19 protein-coding genes and 1 tRNA gene are annotated in these 20,606 nt (G+C 26.6%); 11 read left to right on the top strand and 9 right to left on the bottom strand.

Annotated elements, in window-relative coordinates; all coding sequences use genetic code 11:
* Positions 1-45 precede the first annotated feature (45 nt).
* Genes H0H54_RS02555 through rpoN form a run of 5 tightly spaced genes read left to right on the top strand, consistent with a single transcriptional unit; the run spans position 46 to position 5,660 of the window.
* The gene (locus H0H54_RS02555; RefSeq protein ID WP_185863163.1) at positions 46-1,473 is read left to right on the top strand and encodes a Glu/Leu/Phe/Val family dehydrogenase; all 1,428 of its coding nucleotides are present in this window, start codon (positions 46-48) and stop codon (positions 1,471-1,473) included.
* 54 nt (positions 1,474-1,527) lie between these two features.
* Positions 1,528-2,244, top strand: a complete 717-nt coding sequence (pyrH, locus tag H0H54_RS02560; protein ID WP_185863164.1) for a UMP kinase — start codon at positions 1,528-1,530, stop codon at positions 2,242-2,244.
* Positions 2,245-2,248: 4 nt separating this feature from the next.
* Entirely contained in the window at positions 2,249-2,803 is a 555-nt protein-coding gene (frr, locus tag H0H54_RS02565) for a ribosome recycling factor (RefSeq protein ID WP_185863165.1), read from the top strand.
* Between the two features lies 1 nt (position 2,804).
* Positions 2,805-4,208 (top strand): asparagine--tRNA ligase, encoded by a 1,404-nt coding sequence (asnS, locus tag H0H54_RS02570; protein WP_185863166.1) that lies wholly within the window; start codon positions 2,805-2,807, stop codon positions 4,206-4,208.
* A 6-nt stretch (positions 4,209-4,214) separates the two neighbouring features.
* A complete protein-coding gene (gene rpoN, locus H0H54_RS02575; protein WP_185863167.1) occupies positions 4,215-5,660 on the top strand; it encodes an RNA polymerase factor sigma-54 in 1,446 nt (481 codons plus the stop codon).
* Here rpoN and H0H54_RS02580 read toward each other — a convergent pair.
* From H0H54_RS02580 to H0H54_RS02605, 6 genes are read right to left on the bottom strand one after another with little or no spacing between them, the layout of a single operon-like run.
* The gene (locus tag H0H54_RS02580; RefSeq protein ID WP_185863168.1) at positions 5,655-7,013 is read right to left on the bottom strand and encodes an aldehyde dehydrogenase family protein; all 1,359 of its coding nucleotides are present in this window, start codon (positions 7,011-7,013) and stop codon (positions 5,655-5,657) included. The genes rpoN and H0H54_RS02580 overlap by 6 nt on opposite strands.
* A gap of 16 nt (positions 7,014-7,029) precedes the next feature.
* Entirely contained in the window at positions 7,030-7,473 is a 444-nt protein-coding gene (locus tag H0H54_RS02585) for a SufE family protein (RefSeq protein WP_185863169.1), read from the bottom strand.
* A 47-nt stretch (positions 7,474-7,520) separates the two neighbouring features.
* The gene (gene metE, locus H0H54_RS02590) at positions 7,521-9,809 is read right to left on the bottom strand and encodes a 5-methyltetrahydropteroyltriglutamate--homocysteine S-methyltransferase (RefSeq protein WP_185863170.1); all 2,289 of its coding nucleotides are present in this window, start codon (positions 9,807-9,809) and stop codon (positions 7,521-7,523) included.
* 41 nt (positions 9,810-9,850) lie between these two features.
* Positions 9,851-11,038 carry a putative sugar nucleotidyl transferase gene (locus H0H54_RS02595; protein WP_185863171.1) on the bottom strand — a complete coding sequence of 396 codons (1,188 nt, stop codon included), beginning with the start codon at positions 11,036-11,038 and terminating at the stop codon, positions 9,851-9,853.
* A 22-nt stretch (positions 11,039-11,060) separates the two neighbouring features.
* Complete coding sequence (locus H0H54_RS02600; RefSeq protein ID WP_185863172.1) at positions 11,061-11,315, bottom strand: type B 50S ribosomal protein L31; 255 nt, start codon at positions 11,313-11,315, stop codon at positions 11,061-11,063.
* 2 nt (positions 11,316-11,317) lie between these two features.
* On the bottom strand, positions 11,318-12,415 hold the full coding sequence (locus H0H54_RS02605) for a 3-oxoacyl-ACP synthase III family protein (protein WP_185863173.1): 1,098 nt from the start codon (positions 12,413-12,415) through the stop codon (positions 11,318-11,320).
* Positions 12,416-12,553: 138 nt separating this feature from the next.
* On the opposite strand from H0H54_RS02605, the gene ubiE reads away from it, so the two are divergent.
* The 5 genes from ubiE to H0H54_RS02630 are packed head-to-tail and all read left to right on the top strand — an operon-like array spanning position 12,554 to position 18,193.
* On the top strand, positions 12,554-13,279 hold the full coding sequence (ubiE, locus tag H0H54_RS02610) for a bifunctional demethylmenaquinone methyltransferase/2-methoxy-6-polyprenyl-1,4-benzoquinol methylase UbiE (RefSeq protein WP_185863174.1): 726 nt from the start codon (positions 12,554-12,556) through the stop codon (positions 13,277-13,279).
* A 52-nt stretch (positions 13,280-13,331) separates the two neighbouring features.
* Positions 13,332-14,858: a GH3 auxin-responsive promoter family protein gene (locus tag H0H54_RS02615; RefSeq protein ID WP_185863175.1), complete on the top strand. Its 1,527-nt coding sequence runs from the start codon at positions 13,332-13,334 to the stop codon at positions 14,856-14,858.
* Between the two features lie 32 nt (positions 14,859-14,890).
* Entirely contained in the window at positions 14,891-15,154 is a 264-nt protein-coding gene (gene rpsO / locus H0H54_RS02620; protein WP_185863176.1) for a 30S ribosomal protein S15, read from the top strand.
* A 25-nt stretch (positions 15,155-15,179) separates the two neighbouring features.
* Entirely contained in the window at positions 15,180-17,333 is a 2,154-nt protein-coding gene (gene pnp, locus H0H54_RS02625; protein ID WP_185863177.1) for a polyribonucleotide nucleotidyltransferase, read from the top strand.
* Entirely contained in the window at positions 17,330-18,193 is an 864-nt protein-coding gene (locus H0H54_RS02630) for a sigma-70 family RNA polymerase sigma factor (protein WP_012840652.1), read from the top strand. The genes pnp and H0H54_RS02630 overlap by 4 nt, the downstream gene beginning before the upstream one ends.
* A gap of 11 nt (positions 18,194-18,204) precedes the next feature.
* Here H0H54_RS02630 and H0H54_RS02635 read toward each other — a convergent pair.
* The 3 genes from H0H54_RS02635 to H0H54_RS02645 all read right to left on the bottom strand — a co-directional run bounded on the left by H0H54_RS02635 (position 18,205) and on the right by H0H54_RS02645 (position 19,672).
* Positions 18,205-18,278, bottom strand: a tRNA-Arg gene (locus H0H54_RS02635).
* A gap of 54 nt (positions 18,279-18,332) precedes the next feature.
* Positions 18,333-19,091, bottom strand: a complete 759-nt coding sequence (gene tpiA / locus H0H54_RS02640; RefSeq protein ID WP_185863178.1) for a triose-phosphate isomerase — start codon at positions 19,089-19,091, stop codon at positions 18,333-18,335.
* Positions 19,092-19,171: 80 nt separating this feature from the next.
* Positions 19,172-19,672 carry a DUF1599 domain-containing protein gene (locus H0H54_RS02645; RefSeq protein ID WP_185863179.1) on the bottom strand — a complete coding sequence of 167 codons (501 nt, stop codon included), beginning with the start codon at positions 19,670-19,672 and terminating at the stop codon, positions 19,172-19,174.
* Between the two features lie 49 nt (positions 19,673-19,721).
* Between H0H54_RS02645 and folP the strand changes: the two genes are divergently transcribed.
* Positions 19,722-20,555, top strand: a complete 834-nt coding sequence (gene folP, locus H0H54_RS02650; RefSeq protein ID WP_185863180.1) for a dihydropteroate synthase — start codon at positions 19,722-19,724, stop codon at positions 20,553-20,555.
* Positions 20,556-20,606: the final 51 nt, after the last annotated feature.

Below are 20,606 nucleotides of genomic sequence, written 5' to 3' on the forward strand. Positions count from 1 at the left end.
TCATTATTCTATTCTATTCTATAGAAATGTGTAAAAACTTTTTTTATGTCAAAAAACCAAAATAAAACTGGTGTATATAGTTTTTTTAATTGTATAGAAAAAAACTTTGATAAAGCTGCACGATTTATTTCTATTGAAAAAGGTCTTTTAGAACAAATCAAAGCTTGTAATGCTGTATATCGTATGCATTTTCCTGTAAAAATAGGAAAAGAAATAAAAGTTATTGAAGCATATAGAGTCCAGCACTCTCACCATAAACTTCCTTGTAAAGGAGGAATTCGATACAGCATTAAAGTGAATCAAGATGAAGTGATGACTTTAGCCGCTCTAATGACCTATAAATGCGCCATAGTTGATGTCCCTTTTGGGGGGGCTAAAGGAGGGATAAAAGTTGATCCACAAACTATATCAGCAGAAAACATAGAAAAAATAACACGCAGATACACTTCTGAATTAATTAAAAAAAATTTTATTGGACCGGGAATAGACGTCCCTGCTCCTGATTATGGTAGTGGAGAAAGAGAAATGAGTTGGATTTTTGATACTTTTTTATCTTTACGTTCTGGAGACGTAGATGCATTAGCTTGTGTAACAGGAAAACCAGTCTCTCAAGGAGGAGTAAGAGGAAGAAAAGAGGCAACAGGATTAGGCGTGTTTTATGGTATAAGAGAATTATGTCATGTAAAAGAAGACATGTCTTCTGTTGGTCTTGATGTGGGATTAGTTGGTAAGAAAATCATCATACAAGGATTAGGGAATGTTGGATATCATGCCGCTACTTTTTTTCATGAAGCAGGGGCTATTATAATAGCTTTAGCAGAAAGAGAAGGGGCGATTTATAATGAAAAAGGGTTAAATGTATCTCAAGTTTTTTTACATTTAAAAAATACTGGATCTATATTAAATTTTTCAGATGCAAAAAATATAGAAAATACGGAAAAGGCTTTAGAATTAGAATGTGATATTTTAATTCCAGCCGCATTGGAAAATGTAATACATAAAAATAATGCGAGCCGTATTAAGGCTAAAATTGTTGGAGAAGCAGCAAATGGACCTATTACTCCTGAAGCTGATGAAATATTAGAAAAAAAAGGAGTAATTATTGTCCCTGATATTTACTTAAACGCAGGAGGCGTTACTGTTTCTTATTTTGAATGGCTAAAAAATTTAAGTCATGTGCGTTATGGACGTATGGAAAAAAAATTCAGTGAAAATATGAATGCAGAATTATTACAAGTTATAGAAACAGTTTGCAAAAAAAGAATTTCAACAGAAGAAAAGAAAATTATTTTAAGAGGAGCAAGAGAAATAGATTTGGTACGTAGCGGATTAGAAGATACCATGATTAATGGATTTCATAAAATTCGTGATATAAAAAAATCATCCAAAATAGAAAACATGCGTACGGCAGCATTTGTACTGGCAATAAATAAAATTATTGATTCTTATGAAAAACTAGGAATTTTTCCATAATCATAATATCCTTATATCCTTTTTTATGAAAAAAAACGACAAAATATATTTTTCATGAAGTACAAAAGATCATTATTGAAATTAAGTGGAGAAGCTCTTATGGGGGAGAATGGATTTGGACTTCATTCTTCTCGTCTTAAACAATATGCTGAAGAAGTAAAAAAAGTGGTAGATATGGGGGCTCAAGTAGCTATAGTTATTGGAGGTGGCAATATATTTAGAGGTTTTTCTAAAATTAAGGAAAAAATTATAAATCGTATAGAAGGAGATTACATGGGAATGTTAGCTACCGTTATTAACGGTATAGCCTTCCAATCATATTTAGAAAATATAGGAATATGTACCTATATTCAAACAGCTATTAGAATGGATGAAATTGCGGAACCTTTTGGAAAAGATAGAGCGATACATCACCTTGAAAAAGGAAGAGTTGTGATATTTGTAGCCGGATTAGGAAACCCCTATTTTACTACAGATACAGCCGCTGTTTTACGTGCTATAGAAATAAAAGCTGATGTATTATTAAAAGGAACTAGAGTAGATGGAATTTACACAACAGATCCAGAAAAGAATAAGTATGCTAAAAAACTTAAAAATATATCTTTTGATATGGTATATCAAATGGGAATAAAAGTAATGGATCAAACTGCTTTTATTTTAGGGGACGAAAATAATTTACCTATTATTATTTTTGATATGAATAGAAAAGGTAATTTTAAAAAAGTAATTTCTGGAGAAGAAATAGGAACTATGGTTTCTAAAAAAGAATAAAATTATGAACGGATTAAATAACATTTTTTCCTCTTGCGAAGAAGACATGGAGAATATTTTAAAACAATTGAAAAAAGAAATTTACCGTATTCGATTGGGTAGTAAATCTGTTTCCTCTTTTTTAGGAAAAATAAAGATAAAATGTTATGAAACTTTTTTTCCACTTATGGAAGTATCTAACATTTCTATCATAGATAATATGAACATTTCTATTCATCCTTGGGATCGTTCTATTGTTCCAGCTATAGAGAAAGCTATTATTAATGCAAATCTAGGTTTTATACCTACCAATAAAGGTGATTCTATTCATATACATCTCCCCATAATTACAGAAGAAAGTAGAAAAAATTTGATAAAAAGAATAAAATTACAGATAGAAGAAGCGAAAATACTTATAAGAAAAATTAGAAAAAATAATAATCAATGTATAAAGAAATTAAAAATATCAGAAGATATTTCTAGAATGGGAGAACATCGTATACAAAAAATAACAGATGAATATATTCAAAAAATAGAGGATTTCTTTCTTCAGAAAAAAAAAGAAATATTGAACATATAAAATGATAAAAAAATATTCAATTAAAGAATTACTAAATAAAGGAAAATTTTTGATTGATCAAAAAGTATTGGTTGAAGGATGGATTCGATCTTTTCGTTATTCTATTTTTATTATTTTGAATGACGGTTCTACAATTAATAACTTGCAAATTATCTTATCCAAAAAATTTGATAAAAAAATTATAAAAAAAATAACAATTGGAAGTTCGATTAGAGTTATAGGAATAGTTAAAAAAAGTATTGGAAAAAAACAATATATAGAACTTAAATCTTTAGATATAATTATCTATGAATCAGTGGATAAAGAAATTCTTCAAAAGTCTATTTTGCAACCTAAAAAACATAGTTTTGAAAAACTTCGTGAACAGGCACATTTACGTTTTAAAACGAATATTTTTAGTTGTGTTATGCGAATTCGCCATCACATAGCATTTTGTATCCATAAATATTTTCATGAACATGGTTTTTTTTATCTTCATACTCCAATTATTACTACTTCAAATTGTGAAGGAACTGGAAAAATGTTTCAGATTACAACTATGAATTTAAAAAATCAACCCATTGACTATACTAAAGATTTTTTTAAATGTGAAACTTATCTCAGTGTATCCGGACAACTCGAAGCAGAAAGCGCTTCTTTAGGGTTAGGAAAAGTATATACTTTTGGTCCCGTATTTAGAGCAGAGAATTCCAATACATCACGACATTTATCTGAATTTTGGATGATAGAACCAGAAATTGCTTTTTATCATCTCGAAGAGAACATAAATTTAGCCGAAAATTTTCTAAAATTTATTATCAAATATATTGTTGAAAATAGTATGGAAGACTTAACATTTTTAGATCAACGTTTAAAAAAATATAGTCAAAAAAACCGTCTTTTAGAAAAATTAGAACTTATCTTGAAATTTCCATTCAAAAAAATTAGTTATACAGAAGTTATTAAAATTCTTGATCAAGAAGAAAAGAAAAAAAACATAAAATTTTTACATCCAATTGTTTGGGGGATGGATTTACAATCGGAACATGAACAATATTTAGTGGATAAATACTTTAAAACTCCTGTAGTTATATTTGATTATCCTTGCATCATTAAAGCTTTTTATATGCGTGTGAATAATGATGGAAAAACTGTTAGAGCTATGGATATTTTATTCCCTGAAATAGGAGAAATTATTGGAGGATCTCAAAGAGAAGAGCGATATGATATATTATTACAACGGATGAAAGACACAAACACTGATAAAAATAAACTATGGTGGTATTTAGATACACGTCGTTTTGGTTCTGTCCCTCACAGTGGATTTGGATTAGGTTTTGACCGTATAGTTCAATTTATTACAGGTATGAATAATATCCGTGATGTTATCCCATTTCCAAGAACACCAAACAATGCAGAATTTTAAAAAAAGATGTTAAAACAACAGTTATTCCAAAAAGGACAACATAAACTTTCTCCACAACAAATCCAATTAATGAAATTGGTTCAATTATCTACTTTAGATTTTGAACAAAGAGTTCAACAAGAATTGGAAGAAAATCCAGCTTTAGAAGAAGATAATTCTTCAGAATTAGAAGAATATTCAGATACATTAGAAAATGATCTTATTACAGAAGATCAAAATCAGTCTATAGATAGATCTGAAATAGATGAATATTTAAGTGATGACGAAATTGATGATTTTCAAATTAGCAATCAAAATTGTAATATAAAAAAACATATTCCTATTATTTCTGGAATTTCTTTTCAAGAATATTTAAAAAATCAATTGCATACATTTCGTTTAAGTGAAAAAGATTTATTAATCGCTGATTTTATATTAGGAAATATAGACAATGATGGTTATATCAGAAGAAAAATCACATCTATAGTAGATGATATTTATTTTACACTTGGAATATCTGTATCTACAGAAGAAGTAGAAAAATTGCTTGTAAATTATATACAAAAATTAGATCCTATAGGTATAGGATCCAGAAGTTTACAAGAATGTTTACTGATTCAATTAGAAAAAAAGAAAATAACTAAAGAAGTTTTTTTTTCAACAAAAATTATACGAGATCATTTTCAATCTTTTGTAAAAAAACATTATAAAAAATTGTATAAGAAATTAGGAATCACAAAAAAAAATTTACGAAAAGTAATTGATCAAATCAAGAAATTGAATCCTAAACCAGGAAAAATTTATTCTGATAACACTAAAAACTTGGATCATATTATTCCGGATTTTAATATTTATATTTCAGATGAAAAATTAGAACTTTCCCTAAATCAAAGAAACATTCCAGAATTAAAAGTATCACCTTTATATTTCAATATGTTAAAATCTTATAGATCAAAAAAAAATATAAATAAAAATGAAGAAACCATTGCATTTTTAAAACAAAAAATAGATTCAGCAAAATGGTTTGTCGACGCTATAAAACAACGTCAAAATACATTGATGCTTACAATGAATGCTATTATGGATTATCAAAAAGAATACTTTTTAACTGGAGACCCTATGAAAATAAAACCTATGATTTTAAAAAATATTTCACAAAAAATTGGAGTAGGGATTTCTACTGTCTCTCGTGTTGCCAATAGTAAATATGTTAACACCCCATATGGTACTTTTTTAATTAAAAGTTTTTTTTCTGAAAAAATGATAAATCAAAAAGGAAAAGAAGTTTCCTCTATCAAAATAAAAAAACTTTTGGGAGAATCAATAGCAAAAGAAAATAAAAAAAAACCTCTTACTGATGAGAAATTATCTAAAATACTTAAAAAAAAAGGCTATATAATAGCCAGAAGAACTATTGCAAAATACAGAGATCAAATGCATATTCCTGTTTCCAGGATGCGAAGAAATTTATAATTCCTTCATAATTATAGTTTTCCAATTAGAAAATTCTTTTATAGATAAAGTTGACAATTCTCTACCATATCCTGATTTTTTAATTCCTCCAAAAGGAAAACGTGGATCTGATTTTACAACTTCATTAATAAAAACCATTCCAGTATCTATTTTTTTTGATATTTCTTCTGCTTTTTCTAAATTTTTAGTCCAAATAGAAGCTCCAAGTCCATATGGGGTATCATTCACTATATCAGGAATCATTTCTTCTTTGTAAAAAGAAGAAATGATTCCTATTGGGCCAAATATTTCTTCTTTTTTTACTATACAGTTATCATTTTCTATCCTTAATAAAGAAGGAGTAAAAAAATTACCATCTTTGGTAATTTCTAAACATATTTTTCCTCCATTTATAATAATATTCTTGTATTGTTGATACAATTTTTCAGACAAATCACAACGAGAAATATAACCTATTTTAGTTGATTCATCATATAAATTTCCTCTATGATATGTTTTCATTTCTTGTATAACTGCATCTATAAAATCATCTATTATAATTTTATCTACAATAAATCTTTTTGCAGAAATACATGTTTGTCCTGTATTATTTAATCTAGATTCTGTCGCTAATTTTGCTACTTTTTTTATATCTTCTACATCTTTAAGAACAACAAAAGCGTCATTTCCTCCTAATTCTAAAACAGATTTTTTAATATATTTTCCAGATAATGATCCTATAATACTCCCTACTGATGGACTTCCTGTAAAAGTGATTCCTTTTATTTCAGGATGAGCTATAACAGATTCTATCTGATTTATATCTATTAATAAAACTTGAAAAGTTCCTTCAGGAAAGCCGGTTTTTAAAAATATTTTTTCTAAAATCAGAGAACATCCTGTTGTATTAAGAGATGGTTTAATGAGAATTACATTTCCTAATATTAAATTTGGAATAGTTGACCTAATCGTTTGCCATATAGGATAATTCCAAGGCATAATTCCTAATATAGCGCCTATAGATTCAAACCTTACACAAGAGATTTTATATTCAGTATAAATTACTTCTGTAAAAATAGATTCTTTTAACTTGCAATAATATTTACATAAATTTATGCTCTTATTTACTTCTGCATAAGATTGAGTAATGGGTTTTCCCATTTCTTCAGTAATAGAGTATGCTATAATATCTGCGCTTTCTTGCATATAAGAACAAAACTTCATTAAACATTTAATTTTCTCATCAAATGGAAAATTTTTCCATTGATGAGAAGCATTCTTAGCTTCAGATAATTTAATATTAATATTTTGGTTAGATAAAAAATTATAAGTTTTTAATACATTATTATCTACAGGATTAATAGTTTGAAACATTTTATTTTTTTTTTTTTTAAATTCTTCCATTTAATCTTACAGAAACTTTTGTATTAAAAGCTACAGCATAGAATTTTATTTTTTTTAAAAATAAAAACATTCCATTAGCTCTAGTAGGAGATAAAAAAGTATGAAATCCTATTTCATAAAGAAAATTAGTATTGGAATAAATAATTTCAAAAGGGAAAAGCCCTGAATATACTTGAACCATAATCGCGGCCATTCCTCTAGTCAACAAAGCATCGCTATCCGCTTCAAAAAAAACACGTGATCCATTTAATTTAGCTTCTAACCAAACTTGGGATTGACACCCATGAATTAACTTATCTTCAGATCTAAACATAGGCGATTTATTCGATAATTTTTTTCCTAAATCTATCAAATATTCATATTTATCCTCCCAATTTTTAAGAATTTTAAATTCCTTTTTTATCATTTCTTCTTTTTGATGCAAAGTCATTACTAAATTTATTAGATAGATATAAAAATATACACTTTTCTTTTTTTTTAAGATAATTTTATTCTAGCCATTTTTGCTGCTTTTGTCATATTATGAAGCGAAATCAACACTTCTTTCCATTTTCTAGTTTTTAATCCACAATCTGGATTCACCCAAATATTTCTTATAGGTAATTTTTTTGAAGCTTTTTCTATTAAGTCAAACATCTCTTCTACAGTGGGAATTCTCGGAGAATGAATGTCATATACACCTGGACCTATTTCATTAGGATAAGAAAAAACGGAAAAAGCTTTTAACAATTCCATTTTAGATCTAGATGTCTCTATAGTAATAACATCTGCGTCCATATTTGCTATATGCTCAAGTATATCATTGAATTCACTATAACACATATGTGTATGTATCTGTGTTTCATCTTTTACTCCACTTGAAGATAGACGAAAAGCTTTTATAGCCCAATCAAAATAATATTTCCAATTCCTTTTTTTCAAAGGTAATCCTTCTCTTATAGCAGGTTCATCGATCTGAATAATTTGAATTCCAGATTTTTCTAGTGATAAAACTTCTTCTCGAATTGCCCAAGCTATTTGATAAGCAGTATAATAAATAGGTTGATCCTCTCTTACAAAAGACCATTGTAAAATGGTAACAGGGCCAGTTAGCATCCCTTTCATTAATTTTTTTGTTTTAGTTTGAGCAAAACATATCCATTCAACAGTCATATTTCCAATACGATCAACATCTCCATAAATAACAGGAGGTTTTACACAACGACTTCCATAACTTTGAACCCACCCATTCTCAGTAGAAAGTATTCCTTTTAATTTTTCTGAAAAATACTCTACCATATCAGTTCTTTCGAATTCTCCATGAACTAGTACATCTAAATCTATTTCTTCTTGTTTTTTAATGACATCTACAATAAGATTTTTAATCTTTTCATCATATTCTTCTTTACTCAATTCTTTTTTTCGAAATTTATTTCGTAAACTACGTATTTCTTTTGTTTGAGGAAAAGACCCTATAGTAGTAGTAGGGAACACAGGAAGATGAAATTTCTTTTTCTGTTTTTTTTGTCTAATATAAAAGGGATTATCTCTTTGTATGTCTTCGTTTGTTATTCTTGCTACTCTTTCCTTTATTTTATGATCATGAAAAATAGAAGATGTTTTTTTGAATAAAGAAGAGTTTCTTAACAAAATATTTTGATTTCCTCTTACAATTTTTTCTAAATCATTTAATTCTCCAATTTTTTGTCTAGCAAAAGCCATTCTATTTTTAATATCTATATGAATGGAATTTTCATATTCTATATCTATAGGAACATGTAAAAGCGAACAACTAGGAGCAATCATAATTCTATCTTCTCCTACAATTTTTATTGTTTTTTCTATTTTTTTAATAGAATTAGCATAATTGTTTCTCCATATATTTCTTCCATCAATAAGACCTAAAGAAAGAATCATTTCTGATTCTTCTGAAAAAAAAGAAAGTATTTTCTCTAACTGATTTGAATCTTCTACCAAATCTATATGTAAAGCTTGAATAGACACATCTTGAAAAAGAGATATATTTTCTGATATTCCATCAAAATAAGAAGTTAATAGAATATTGATTCCGTCACAAAATTTAGATATTTCTTTATAAGCATATTTAAAGACTTTTTTCTCTTTTTCAGACATATCTAAAACCAAAATAGGTTCATCTAACTGAATCCAATTGATTCCTTTATTTTTTAATTTATTAATAATTTCTATATAAGTAGGAATAAGATTTTCTATTAAATCCATTTTATGAAAGGACTTTTCTTTCTCTTTTCCTAAAAATAAATAAGATACAGGTCCAATTAATACAGGTTTAATTTTTTTTATTGATTTCAATACATTTTTAGATTCCTTTAATTCATCAAAAATTTTATGAGAAAAAATAGAGAATTTTTGATTTTTTTCGAATTCTGGAACAATGTAATGATAATTAGTATTAAACCATTTGGTCATTTCCATAGCTTTAACGTCCCATCCATCTTTCTGAAACCCTCTAGCCATAGAAAAACATAGGTCAATGTTATGATGAATTACTGGAATAGAAAGATAAGACTCAGAAATAACACCTAACAATAAGGACATATCCAAAACATGATCATAAAAACTAAAATCATTACATGGGATCAAATCCAAATCTTCTTTTTCTTGCATTTTCAAATTTTCTATTCTTATTTTTTTTCCTATTTCAAATAAAGTATTACGATCAATTTTATCTGACCAATAAGCTTCACAAGCTTTTTTTAACTCTCTTTGAATTCCTATACGAGGATAACCTAAATTGTGTTTCAGCATAAAATAACTTTTTTGTATAACACATGATAAATAAAAATTTGCTAAATATCCAATAAATGATATAAATATTCTAAAATATTTTTATCCAAAACAGAAAAATTAACGTTTCTTCTATTCATCATAATTTCAGCAGTACCACAAACTTGATTAAAAGGAATTTTTTTGCTTCTTTGAATTCCTCCTAAAAAAAAAGAAGGAATATATCTAGGAGAAAATCCATATCCAAAAATACTATCACTTACACCTACAATTGTGGCTGTATTAAATTGAGTATTTATTGCTGATCTAGAATGGTCCCCCATTATCATCCCAAAAAACTGCAAATTTATAGGCATGAAATCTTTTTTTTCATAATTCCAAACTGTTACTTTTTGATAATCATTCCTCAAGTTTGAAACATTGGTACCAGCACCCAAATTACACCATTCTCCCAAAACAGAATTTCCCAAAAAACCGTCATGAACCTTATTGGAATAAGAAAATATTACAGAATTAAAAATTTCTCCACCTACTTTACAAAAAGTAGAGATAGTTGTCCCTCCATATATTTTTGATCCTATATTTAATATAGAATTTCTTCCAATTGACACTGGACCTATGATTACGGATCCTTCCATAATCTTAACTCCTTTTTCAATATATATAGGTCCCAATTGAGCATTTAATACAACATTGTTTGCTTTTATATTTTCTTCCAAAAAAATTTTCTCCTTGCAAATAATATGATTTTTCCCCTCCAAAGAAAAAGATTTTTTACCTTTTGTGAAAAACATAAAATCTTTTTTTAATACAATTTCATTATTTATAAATATATCCCACGGATATTGAATATGAATAACTTGTTTTACATAATATATTTTTTTATATTTTTCTAAAGGGAAAGAAAGAATATCTTCTTTTTTTAAAATTTTTTTTTTAAAAGCAATCATTTCTTTTTCAAAAAAAATACCTTCATTTTCTTTTAAAGAAAAAAGAATTTGAATTAATTCTTCATTAGGAATGAATGATGAGTTAATTAACAGTATATCTTCAAAAAATGAACATTCTTTTTTAGAATATTTTTTTGAAAGAAATGATTGTGTAATAACATCTTCTACATTTTTTCCAATATATTTTTCCCATCTTTCTTTCATTGTGAATAAACCTAACCTAATTTCTGATACAGGTCTAGTGAGTGTTATAGGGAATAATTTTTTCCATTCTACACCATCATATAATATAAAATTCATGTGTTTTTTTTATAATTTTATATTATAATTTTCTATATTTCTCATATTTTTTCTTAAACTTCTCAGCCGGACCTGTTTTCCCTAGAAATCTTTTTTCACCAGTAAAAAATGGATGTGAATAACTAGATATTTCCATTTTGTATAATGGATAATCATTTCCACCTATATGAATAGAATCTTTTGTTGTAACTGTTGATTTACAAATAATCATTTTATCATTATTAATATCTTTGAAAACAACAGGTCTGTAATTTTTGGGATGTATTTTTTTTTTCATATTTATCTTTTTTTTGGAAAACGGTAAATCATTCCATTAATATTCATTCCCGCACCTAGGGAAGCCATAAGAATAGTATCTCCAGATTGAATTTCATGAACGGGCATTTTTCCTTTAAGAATCAAATCTAATAAAGTAGGAATAGTAGCTACAGAAGAATTTCCTAATTTTTGTATCGTCATAGGCATAATTTTTATTAAAAAATCCTTACTTAAAGATTTATAATTATATAATTTCAATAATCTATTCAAAATTGCATAATCCATTTTAGCATTAGCTTGATGAATAAGAATTTTTTTTATATCCTTAAAATGTAAATTAGCATGATCAAGCATATTTTTTAACATATTTGGCACTTCTGTTAATGCATATTCATAAATTCTTCTTCCATTCATTCTAATATGAACCAAAGATTTTTTATAGTTTGGATTCAAGGAAGGCCCATTGGTTAAATAATATAATTTATCATTATCACATTGAGTGTCTGAATGAATAATTCCATATTTTTCTTCCTCAAAATATTCTACAGCAGATAGAACAGCTGCTCCTGCGCCATCGGAAAAAATCATTGCATTTCTATCATGGGGATCTATAACTTTAGATAAAGTCTCAGAACTAGTAATTAATATATTTTTAGCATATTTGGATTGTAAAAGTTGATCAGCAAGAATCATTCCTTCTATCCATCCTGTACAACCAAAAATCATATCATATGGTCTACATTTTTTATTTTTTATTTTAAGTTTATTTTTGACTTTAGCAGCAATAGAAGGCATAAAATCAGATTGATAAGAAATAGGATGAATATCTCCATAATTGTGAGACGATATGATATAATCTATTTTTTCTTTATTAATTTTAGAATTAATCAAAGCTCTTTTTGCTGCTATTGCAGCAATATCGGAATTCAATAATCCTTTATTTATATATCTTCTTTCTTCAATTTCTGTAATTTTCTGAAATTTATTAATAATTTCCTCATTAGATTTTTCAATTTTTAACCCTTTTTTATCGTAAAATTTATGCTTCATGAAATGATTTTTTTTAATGATTTTTTCGGGTAAATAGTGCCCCGTTCCTGTAATGATTGATCGAATCATTTCTTTTTTTTATTTTATTGATAATTGATAGTTGGATAAGGTAATAAAAATAAAATTTTCTAATAAGGAATTAAAGAACCATTTTTTTTTTCTTCATATTTCTTAATTAATTTAAGTAAGAAGGAAATTTTAAATATTATGAATAAATATTCCCATTTTTCAATAGAAGAAAAATTGAAAAATATGTTTGACCATATCGCTAATAAATATGATTTAATCAATCACATATTATCTTTTGGAATAGATTTTATATGGAGAAAAAAAACAATTCATATATTATACAAATTTAATGTAATAAAAGTTAAAAAAATATTAGATTTAGCTACTGGAACTGGAGATTTAGCTATTTTGCTAGCTAATAAATTTAAATACGCTTATATTACAGGATTAGATCCATCTTATAGAATGTTGGAAATAGCTAAAAAAAAAATAAAAGACAATTTTTTTGAAAAAAGAATTCAAACCATTCAAGGTTATTCACAAAACATTCCGTTTCAAAATGAAACTTTTGACCTAGTAACTATTGCTTTTGGAATAAGAAATTTTCAATATATACATCATTCTATAAGAGAAATATATAGAATTTTAAAACCTTCAGGAACTTTAGTCATTTTAGAATTTTCTAAACCTTCTAATTTTTGGATCAATAAAGTTTATTATTTTTATTTTTATTTTGTAACAAAAATAGGAAATTTTATTTCACGAAATCGTTTTGCATACAATTATTTAAAAGAATCTGTATTGTCTTTTCCTTATTGTAACGAAAAAATGAATAAACTTTTAAAATATCATAAATTTAATCCAATTCATACACAAAAATTAACTTTTGGAATTGTTTCTATTTACTTATTTAAAAAAAAATAAAATAAATGGTAAAATTCATTTTCACAACCTTTAACCTAAATATCATTTCGTAATGATAAAGTATTTATCTGGATATTTTACATCTGCTTTTCTAAAAAAAAGAATTAAGAGTATAGAATTTTTTATGCGTTATCCAATAGAAATACAGAATCAATTAATGAATCAGTTGGTTTTATATGCAAAAAATACAGAATTTGGAAAAAAATATGGATTTTGTGATATCAAAAAATATCAACAATTCTCAGAAAGAATCCCTATATGTAAATACTCTGATTTACAATATTTTATTAAAAGAATTCGTAAAGGAGAAAAAAATATATTATGGCCAGGAAAAGTAAAATGGTTTGCTAGATCCTCTGGAACCACTAATACAAGAAGCAAATATATTCCTATCACTAAATTGTCTATGAATGCATGCCATTATAAAGCAGGAAAAGATGTGTTATCTATTTATATTCATAATCATCCCAAAACAGAGATTTTTTTGGGAAAAGCTGTCCGTCTAGGAGGAAGTTATGAATTACATAAAAAATATAACACATTTTATGGCGATTTATCTTCCATTTTAATTCAGAATACGCCTTTCTGGGTTGAAAATATTTGTGTTCCTAGAAAAGAAATAGCCTTAATGAGTGAATGGGAAAAAAAATTGGAAAATCTTGTAAAAGAAACAGGACATAAAGATGTTAGAATTTTATTAGGTGTTTGTTCTTGGTTATTGATTTTTTTGAAAAAACTATTAAAAGAATTTGACAGAAAAATAATAAATGAAATATGGCCTAATATTGAGGTAATATTTCATGGAGGGGTGAGTTTAACACCTTACATTTCTCAATATCAGAAATTATTTGATAAATCCAAATCCATAAATTATTACGATATATACAGTGCATCTGAAGGTTTTTTTGCAATACAAGATCAAAAAAATGTTAAAGATCTTTTATTATTACTAAATCACGGTATATTTTACGAATTTATTCCTACAGAAGAAATAAATAATTCGAATCCTAAAGTATTATCTATTGATAAAGTGGAATTAAATAAAAATTATGCAGTTGTCATTTCTACTAATGCAGGATTATGGAGATATATAGTTGGGGATACTGTTAGATTTACTAGTCTATCTCCATATCGAATTTTGATTTCAGGAAGAACAACTCATTATATAAATTCTTTTGGAGAAGAATTAATTGTTGAAAATACAGAAAAAGCTTTAAATAAAGCTTGCATCAAAACAAACTCCACTATTCATGAATATACTGTAGGTCCTGTGTATATGAACACAAAAAATTTTGGAGCTCATGAATGGATTATAGAATTTGAAAATAAACCAAAAAATTTATGTGATTTTAGAAATATTTTGGATAATGAATTAAAATCTTTGAATTCAGATTACGAAGTGAAACGATACAAAAATATAGTTTTAGGTCCTCCTATTATATATGTAGCTAGAAATGGTTTATTTTATGATTGGCTAAAAAAACATAACAAATTAGGTGGACAAAATAAAGTCCCGCGTTTATCCAATGATAGAAGATATATTGATTCTATTTTAGAAATGGAAAAAAGTAGAAATTAATTTCAAAAAAATATTTTTAACTTATATAGTTTATGACAGAAGAAAAAAAAAAGGAAATATTTAAAACTTATGGAACATCTGTTTATGATACAGGTTCTTCCAATGTTCAGATCGCTTTGTTTACTTATCGTATTAATTATTTGAACAATCATTTAAAAAATAATAAAAAGGATTTTAACACGGAAAGAGCTTTAGTAAAAATGGTAGGAAAAAGAAAAAAATTGTTAAAATATATAGAAAAACATAATGTCAATAATTACAAAAATATAATTAAACATTTAGGGTTAAGGAAATAATCTGTAGATAGAAAATAACAAAAATATGCTAGATATAGTAAAAGAAACCATCTCTATGGGAGATGGTCGTACTATTATTATAGAAACAGGTAGATTAGCAAGACAAGCTGATGGAGCAGTTGTAGTACGTGAAAAAAATACAATGCTTTTGGCTACTGTAGTTGTTTCCAAAGAAACAAAAAAAAATGAAACAAATTTTTTACCTTTAACAGTAGATTATAGAGAAAAATATTCTGCTGGAGGAAAGATTCCTGGAGGTTTTATAAAGAGGGAAGGGAGGCCTTCTGATGAGGAAATTTTAACGATGAGGTTAGTTGATCGCGTTTTAAGACCCACATTTCCAGATTCTTTTAATAAAGAAATCCAAATCATGATTTCGTTGCTTTCATATGACAAAACTGTTTTGCCAGATGGATTAGCTGGTCTAGCTGCATCAACCGCTTTATCCGTAGCAAGAATCCCTTTTAATGGACCTATATCAGAAATACGTGTTATTCGTTCGAATGAAAAATATATCATTAATCCTAGCTTGGATCAATTAAAAGAAGCAGACATAGATTTAATAGTAGGAGCTTCAAGCCACTCTATTATTATGATAGAAGGGGAAATGAAGGAAATAAAAGAAAAAAAATTTTTAGAAACAGTGATGATCGCTCATAAAGCGATAAAACCACAAATAGAAGCCCAATTACGTTTAGTTGACAAACTTTCAAAAAATCATATTTTTTTCTTTGATGATCAAAAATCAATAAATCAAGAACAAGAAAATAAAATGTTAAAATTAAAAGAAGAACTTCATTTATTTTCATATTCTAAAATAGAAAAAATTTATCAAAGTTTTTTTGATAAAAAAACGAGATCCATTCAAGAAAAAATTGTACTAAACGATTTTAAAAGAAAATTTTTAGCAGAGGAAGAAGAAAAAAAAGCAATTATTGATCAGTTTTTTGAGGAAATAAAAAAAAAGATAACTAGAAATTTAATTTTAAATAAAGGAGTTCGATTAGATGGTAGAACTAATAAACAAATACGTTCAATATCCAGTTTTGTTGATTATTTGCCTGGTGTTCATGGTTCTGCTTTATTTTCAAGAGGAGAAACACAGTCTTTATCTACAGTCACACTAGGATCTTCTTTAGATGCCAATAGAATCGATAACGTTGTTATGGAAAATCATGAAAAATTCTATTTACATTATAATTTTCCACCTTTTTCTACAGGAGAAATACGTTCTATAAGAGGAGTTTCTAGACGTGAAGTTGGACATGGAAATTTAGCACAACGCGCATTAAAAAATGTTATCCCTAATAATCCATACACAATTCGTGTAGTTTCGGATATTCTAGAGTCTAATGGATCATCTTCTATGGCTACAGTTTGTGCAGCAAGTTTAGCATTAATGGACGCAGGAATTCCTATAAAAAATCCTGTCTCCGGAATTGCTATGGGGTTATTTATGGAAAATGAAAAAAAAATTGTTATATCTGATATAACAGGAGAAGAGGATCATTTTGGAGACTTAGATTTTAAAATAACAGGGACTAAATATGGTATGACAGCTTGTCAAATGGACGTGAAAACAATGCAAGGGGTCACATACGATCTTATGAATCAAATTTTGATGCAAGCTTTAGAAGGTCGTATTTTCATTTTAAATAAAATGTTAGAAACTTTACCTAAATATAGGCAAAAAATGAAACCTAATGCTCCAAAAATATATACTTTGAATATTCCAAAAGATTTCATAGGTTCAGTTATAGGTCCTGGTGGAAAAGTCATTCAAGAAATACAATCATATACAAACACAAATATACTCATTGAAGAAAAAGGAGATTCAGGTTACATTGAAATTATTGGAAAAGATGATGAAAAAATAGAGAAAGCTATTAGTAGAATTAAAAAAATAGCTTTTGTCCCTGAATTAGGAAAAGTTTATAAAGCAAAAGTAAAATCTATAAAAGATTTTGGCGCATTTGTTGAAATTTCTAAAGGAGTAGAAGGGTTGCTGCATATTTCGGAAATAGGATGGAAAAGATTGAATAATATAGAAGAAGAGTTGCATGTAGGAGATATTATTGACGTTAAATTTATGGGAATGGACGAAAAAAATAAAAAAATGAAACTCTCTAGAAAAGTACTTTTACCCCGTCCTATAAAAAATAAAATTAAAAAAATATGAGACAACTTAAAATTACTAAACAAGTAACAAATCGGGAATCCGAATCGTTAGACAAATACCTTCATGAAATAGGTAAAATACCATTATTAACTCCAGAAGAAGAAGTAGAATACGCTCGTAGAGCAAGAGAAGGGGATGCTAGCGCTATAGATAAACTTGTCAATGCAAACTTACGTTTTGTTGTTTCTGTAGCCAAACAATATCAAAATCAAGGATTAAGTTTATGTGATTTGATTAATGAAGGAAATTTAGGTTTAATTAAAGGAATATTACGTTTTGATGAAACAAGAGGTTTTAAATGTATATCTTATGTAGTCTGGTGGATTAGACAAGCAATTTTACAAGCTATTGCAGAACAATCACGTTCTATTAGACAACCTACAAATAAATTAGCTTTATTAAATAAAATATTGAAAACTCTTGCTCAATTAGAGCAAGAATTACAAAGAACTCCTTCTGCAAGAGAAATAGCAGAATATTTAGATATGAATGAAAAAGATGTTGAAGAGTCTATAAAAAATTCGGGAAGACATGTTTCAATGGATGCTCCATTGATAGAAGGAGAAGATTCTAATTTATATGATTTAGTTCGATCTGATGAATCTCCTCGTCCAGATGAACACTTAGAAAAAGAATCTTTACGTAAAGACATAAAAAGAATTTTAGAAACTTTAAGTGAAAGAGAACGTCGTGTAATCATTTTACATTTCGGATTAAATGGATCCCCTCCTATGACTTTAGAAGAAGTAGGACAATCTTGCGATTTAACAAGAGAACGTGTTCGACAAATTGAAAGTATAGCTTTAAAAAGATTAAAACATTCTTCTAGAAGCAAAATATTAAAACCTTATTTAGGATAGTATAATGAATGCGACCTCGAAGGGATTCGAACCCATAATCTTCTGATCCGTAGTCAGATGCTCTATCCAATTAAGCTACGAGGCCCCTTATACAAATTATACAAATATAATCATAATACACATAATACAATACAATATATTATGATTGAATTATTTTTAATAATTTTTCTAGTTCAAGTGATGACTTTCCTACAAGTCCTCCATCTATGTCTTTTTGAGAAAAAAGATTTTTTGCATTAAGATCATTAATACTTCCTCCATATAAAATAGATACTTTATCAGAGATATTTTTTCCATATTTATCAAAAAATAAAGAACGAATAAATTCATGCATAGTCTGAGCCTGTTCAATAGTAGCAGTTTCTCCTGTTCCAATTGCCCATATTGGTTCATATGCTATATAAAAAGATTTTACTTCATCAGAAGTACAATGAAAAACAGTTTCTTTTAATTGGGTTTTAACAATATCAAATTGTTTATTATTAGATCTTTCTAAAGATGATTCTCCTACACAAAAAATAATATTGAAATTATATTTCAATGCTATTTTTATTTTTTCTAATAAAATATTTTCTTTTTCAAAAAAAAATTCTCTTCTTTCACTATGTCCTAATATAACGTTTTGAACTCCTATAGACTTTAACATATAAGCTGATACTTCTCCTGTATAAGAGCCTTTATCTTTATGATGAATATTTTGAGCTGCAATATTTAAAGTTGTTCCTTGTAATATTTGATTCGAAATATGTAAGAAGGGAAAAGAAGGAGATATAATAATTTTTTTATTATGATTTATTTTTCTTTCAAAAACAATTTTTAAAAAATTTCTAATAAAAGAAGTTGTTTCATGAAAGTCATAATTCATTTTCCAATTTGCAATAACAACTTTTTGTCTCACTTTTGTTTTGTTTTTTTTGTCTCATTTTTGTTACAAGAATACAAGAAAAATATAAATATTATAAATATAAAATTGAATTTTTATTGAAAATTTCTTTTCAAGATAAAAATAATTTCAACTAATGTTTGAAAACAAAATTTTTCTAATTCTTTTATAAAAAACTTTTTTTGATTCATTTTTAATGATAAAATATTTTCTAAAATGCTGTTTAAGGAAAAATTATTGAAAGTTTTATTCTTTCTATCTGTATAAATTTTTATTTTTTTCAATTTTTCATTATAAATTAAGATCACATCATGATGTGATATATCGTGTAAATGTGATGTAAAAGAAATGTCCATTTTTATTAAAAAAATTATTAAATAATTTATAATATCTATATACGTATCTGTTATCTTTTCTTCTTTAATTTTTTGATATCCTTTTGACTGAATATTTTTTATACGGATTAGTTTAATCAAAATTTGATCTATTATAGAACAATTGTGAAAAAATTTCCATGATAAACCATAATCTATTAGTTTTTCTAAAAAAAGTTTTTTACATTTTTGTAAAATAGAATCAATAGATGAAAAATTCATATCATTTCATTTGATTTTACAATAAATTACAAATAAATAAGTTTTTTCAATGATAATTAATTGTGCTGGCACTTTATTGCATTTAAAAGAACCCAAAATAATGGGAATAGTCAATTTAACTCCTGATTCGTTTTATGATGGGGGAAAACTATGTTCCAAATATAATCTATTACAACATATAGAAACTTTATTAAATGAAGGTAGTGATTTTATAGATGTTGGAGGATGTTCAACGCGACCAGGATCAAAATTTATAACAGAAAAGGAAGAAATAAAAAGAATAACAGAGCCTATTCGTGTAATTATGAAAAATTTTCCAAATTCTAAAATATCTATAGATACATTTCGGAGTGAAGTAGCTAGAATAGCAGTAGAAGAAGGAGCTGTGATGATAAATGATATATCAGGAGGAGTATTAGATGAAAATATGTTTTCTTTGTTAGGAAAGCTTAAAATCCCATACATATTAAATCACATGAAAGGAATTCCTGAAAACATGCAGGAAAAACCATACTATCATGAAAACATAATAACGGAAATAAATAATTTCTTTTCTGAAAAAATTTTTTTATTAAAAAAATATGGAATTCGAGATATTATTTTAGATCCTGGATTTGGTTTTGGAAAAACGTTAGAACATAATTTTCAATTATTAAAACATCTATCTTTATTAGGATATCAAGATTATCCAATTTTAGTTGGTATTTCTAGAAAATCTATGATAAAACTCATTTTAAAAACCTCTTACGAAAAATCATTAAATGCAACTTCTATTCTTCACACTATAGCACTTTTAAATGGATCTAAGTTTTTGCGTGTTCATGATGTAAAAGAAGCTGTAGAATGCATTAAATTAGTACAATATTATAGAAAAATTTTATAATTCATTAATAACTTTTATATTATTTTTTCGTGAAGCTTTTTTTCATTGTTA

The sequence above is a fragment of the Blattabacterium cuenoti genome, from assembly GCF_014251815.1.
GTDB classification, from domain to species: Bacteria; Bacteroidota; Bacteroidia; order Flavobacteriales; family Blattabacteriaceae; genus Blattabacterium; species Blattabacterium cuenoti_E.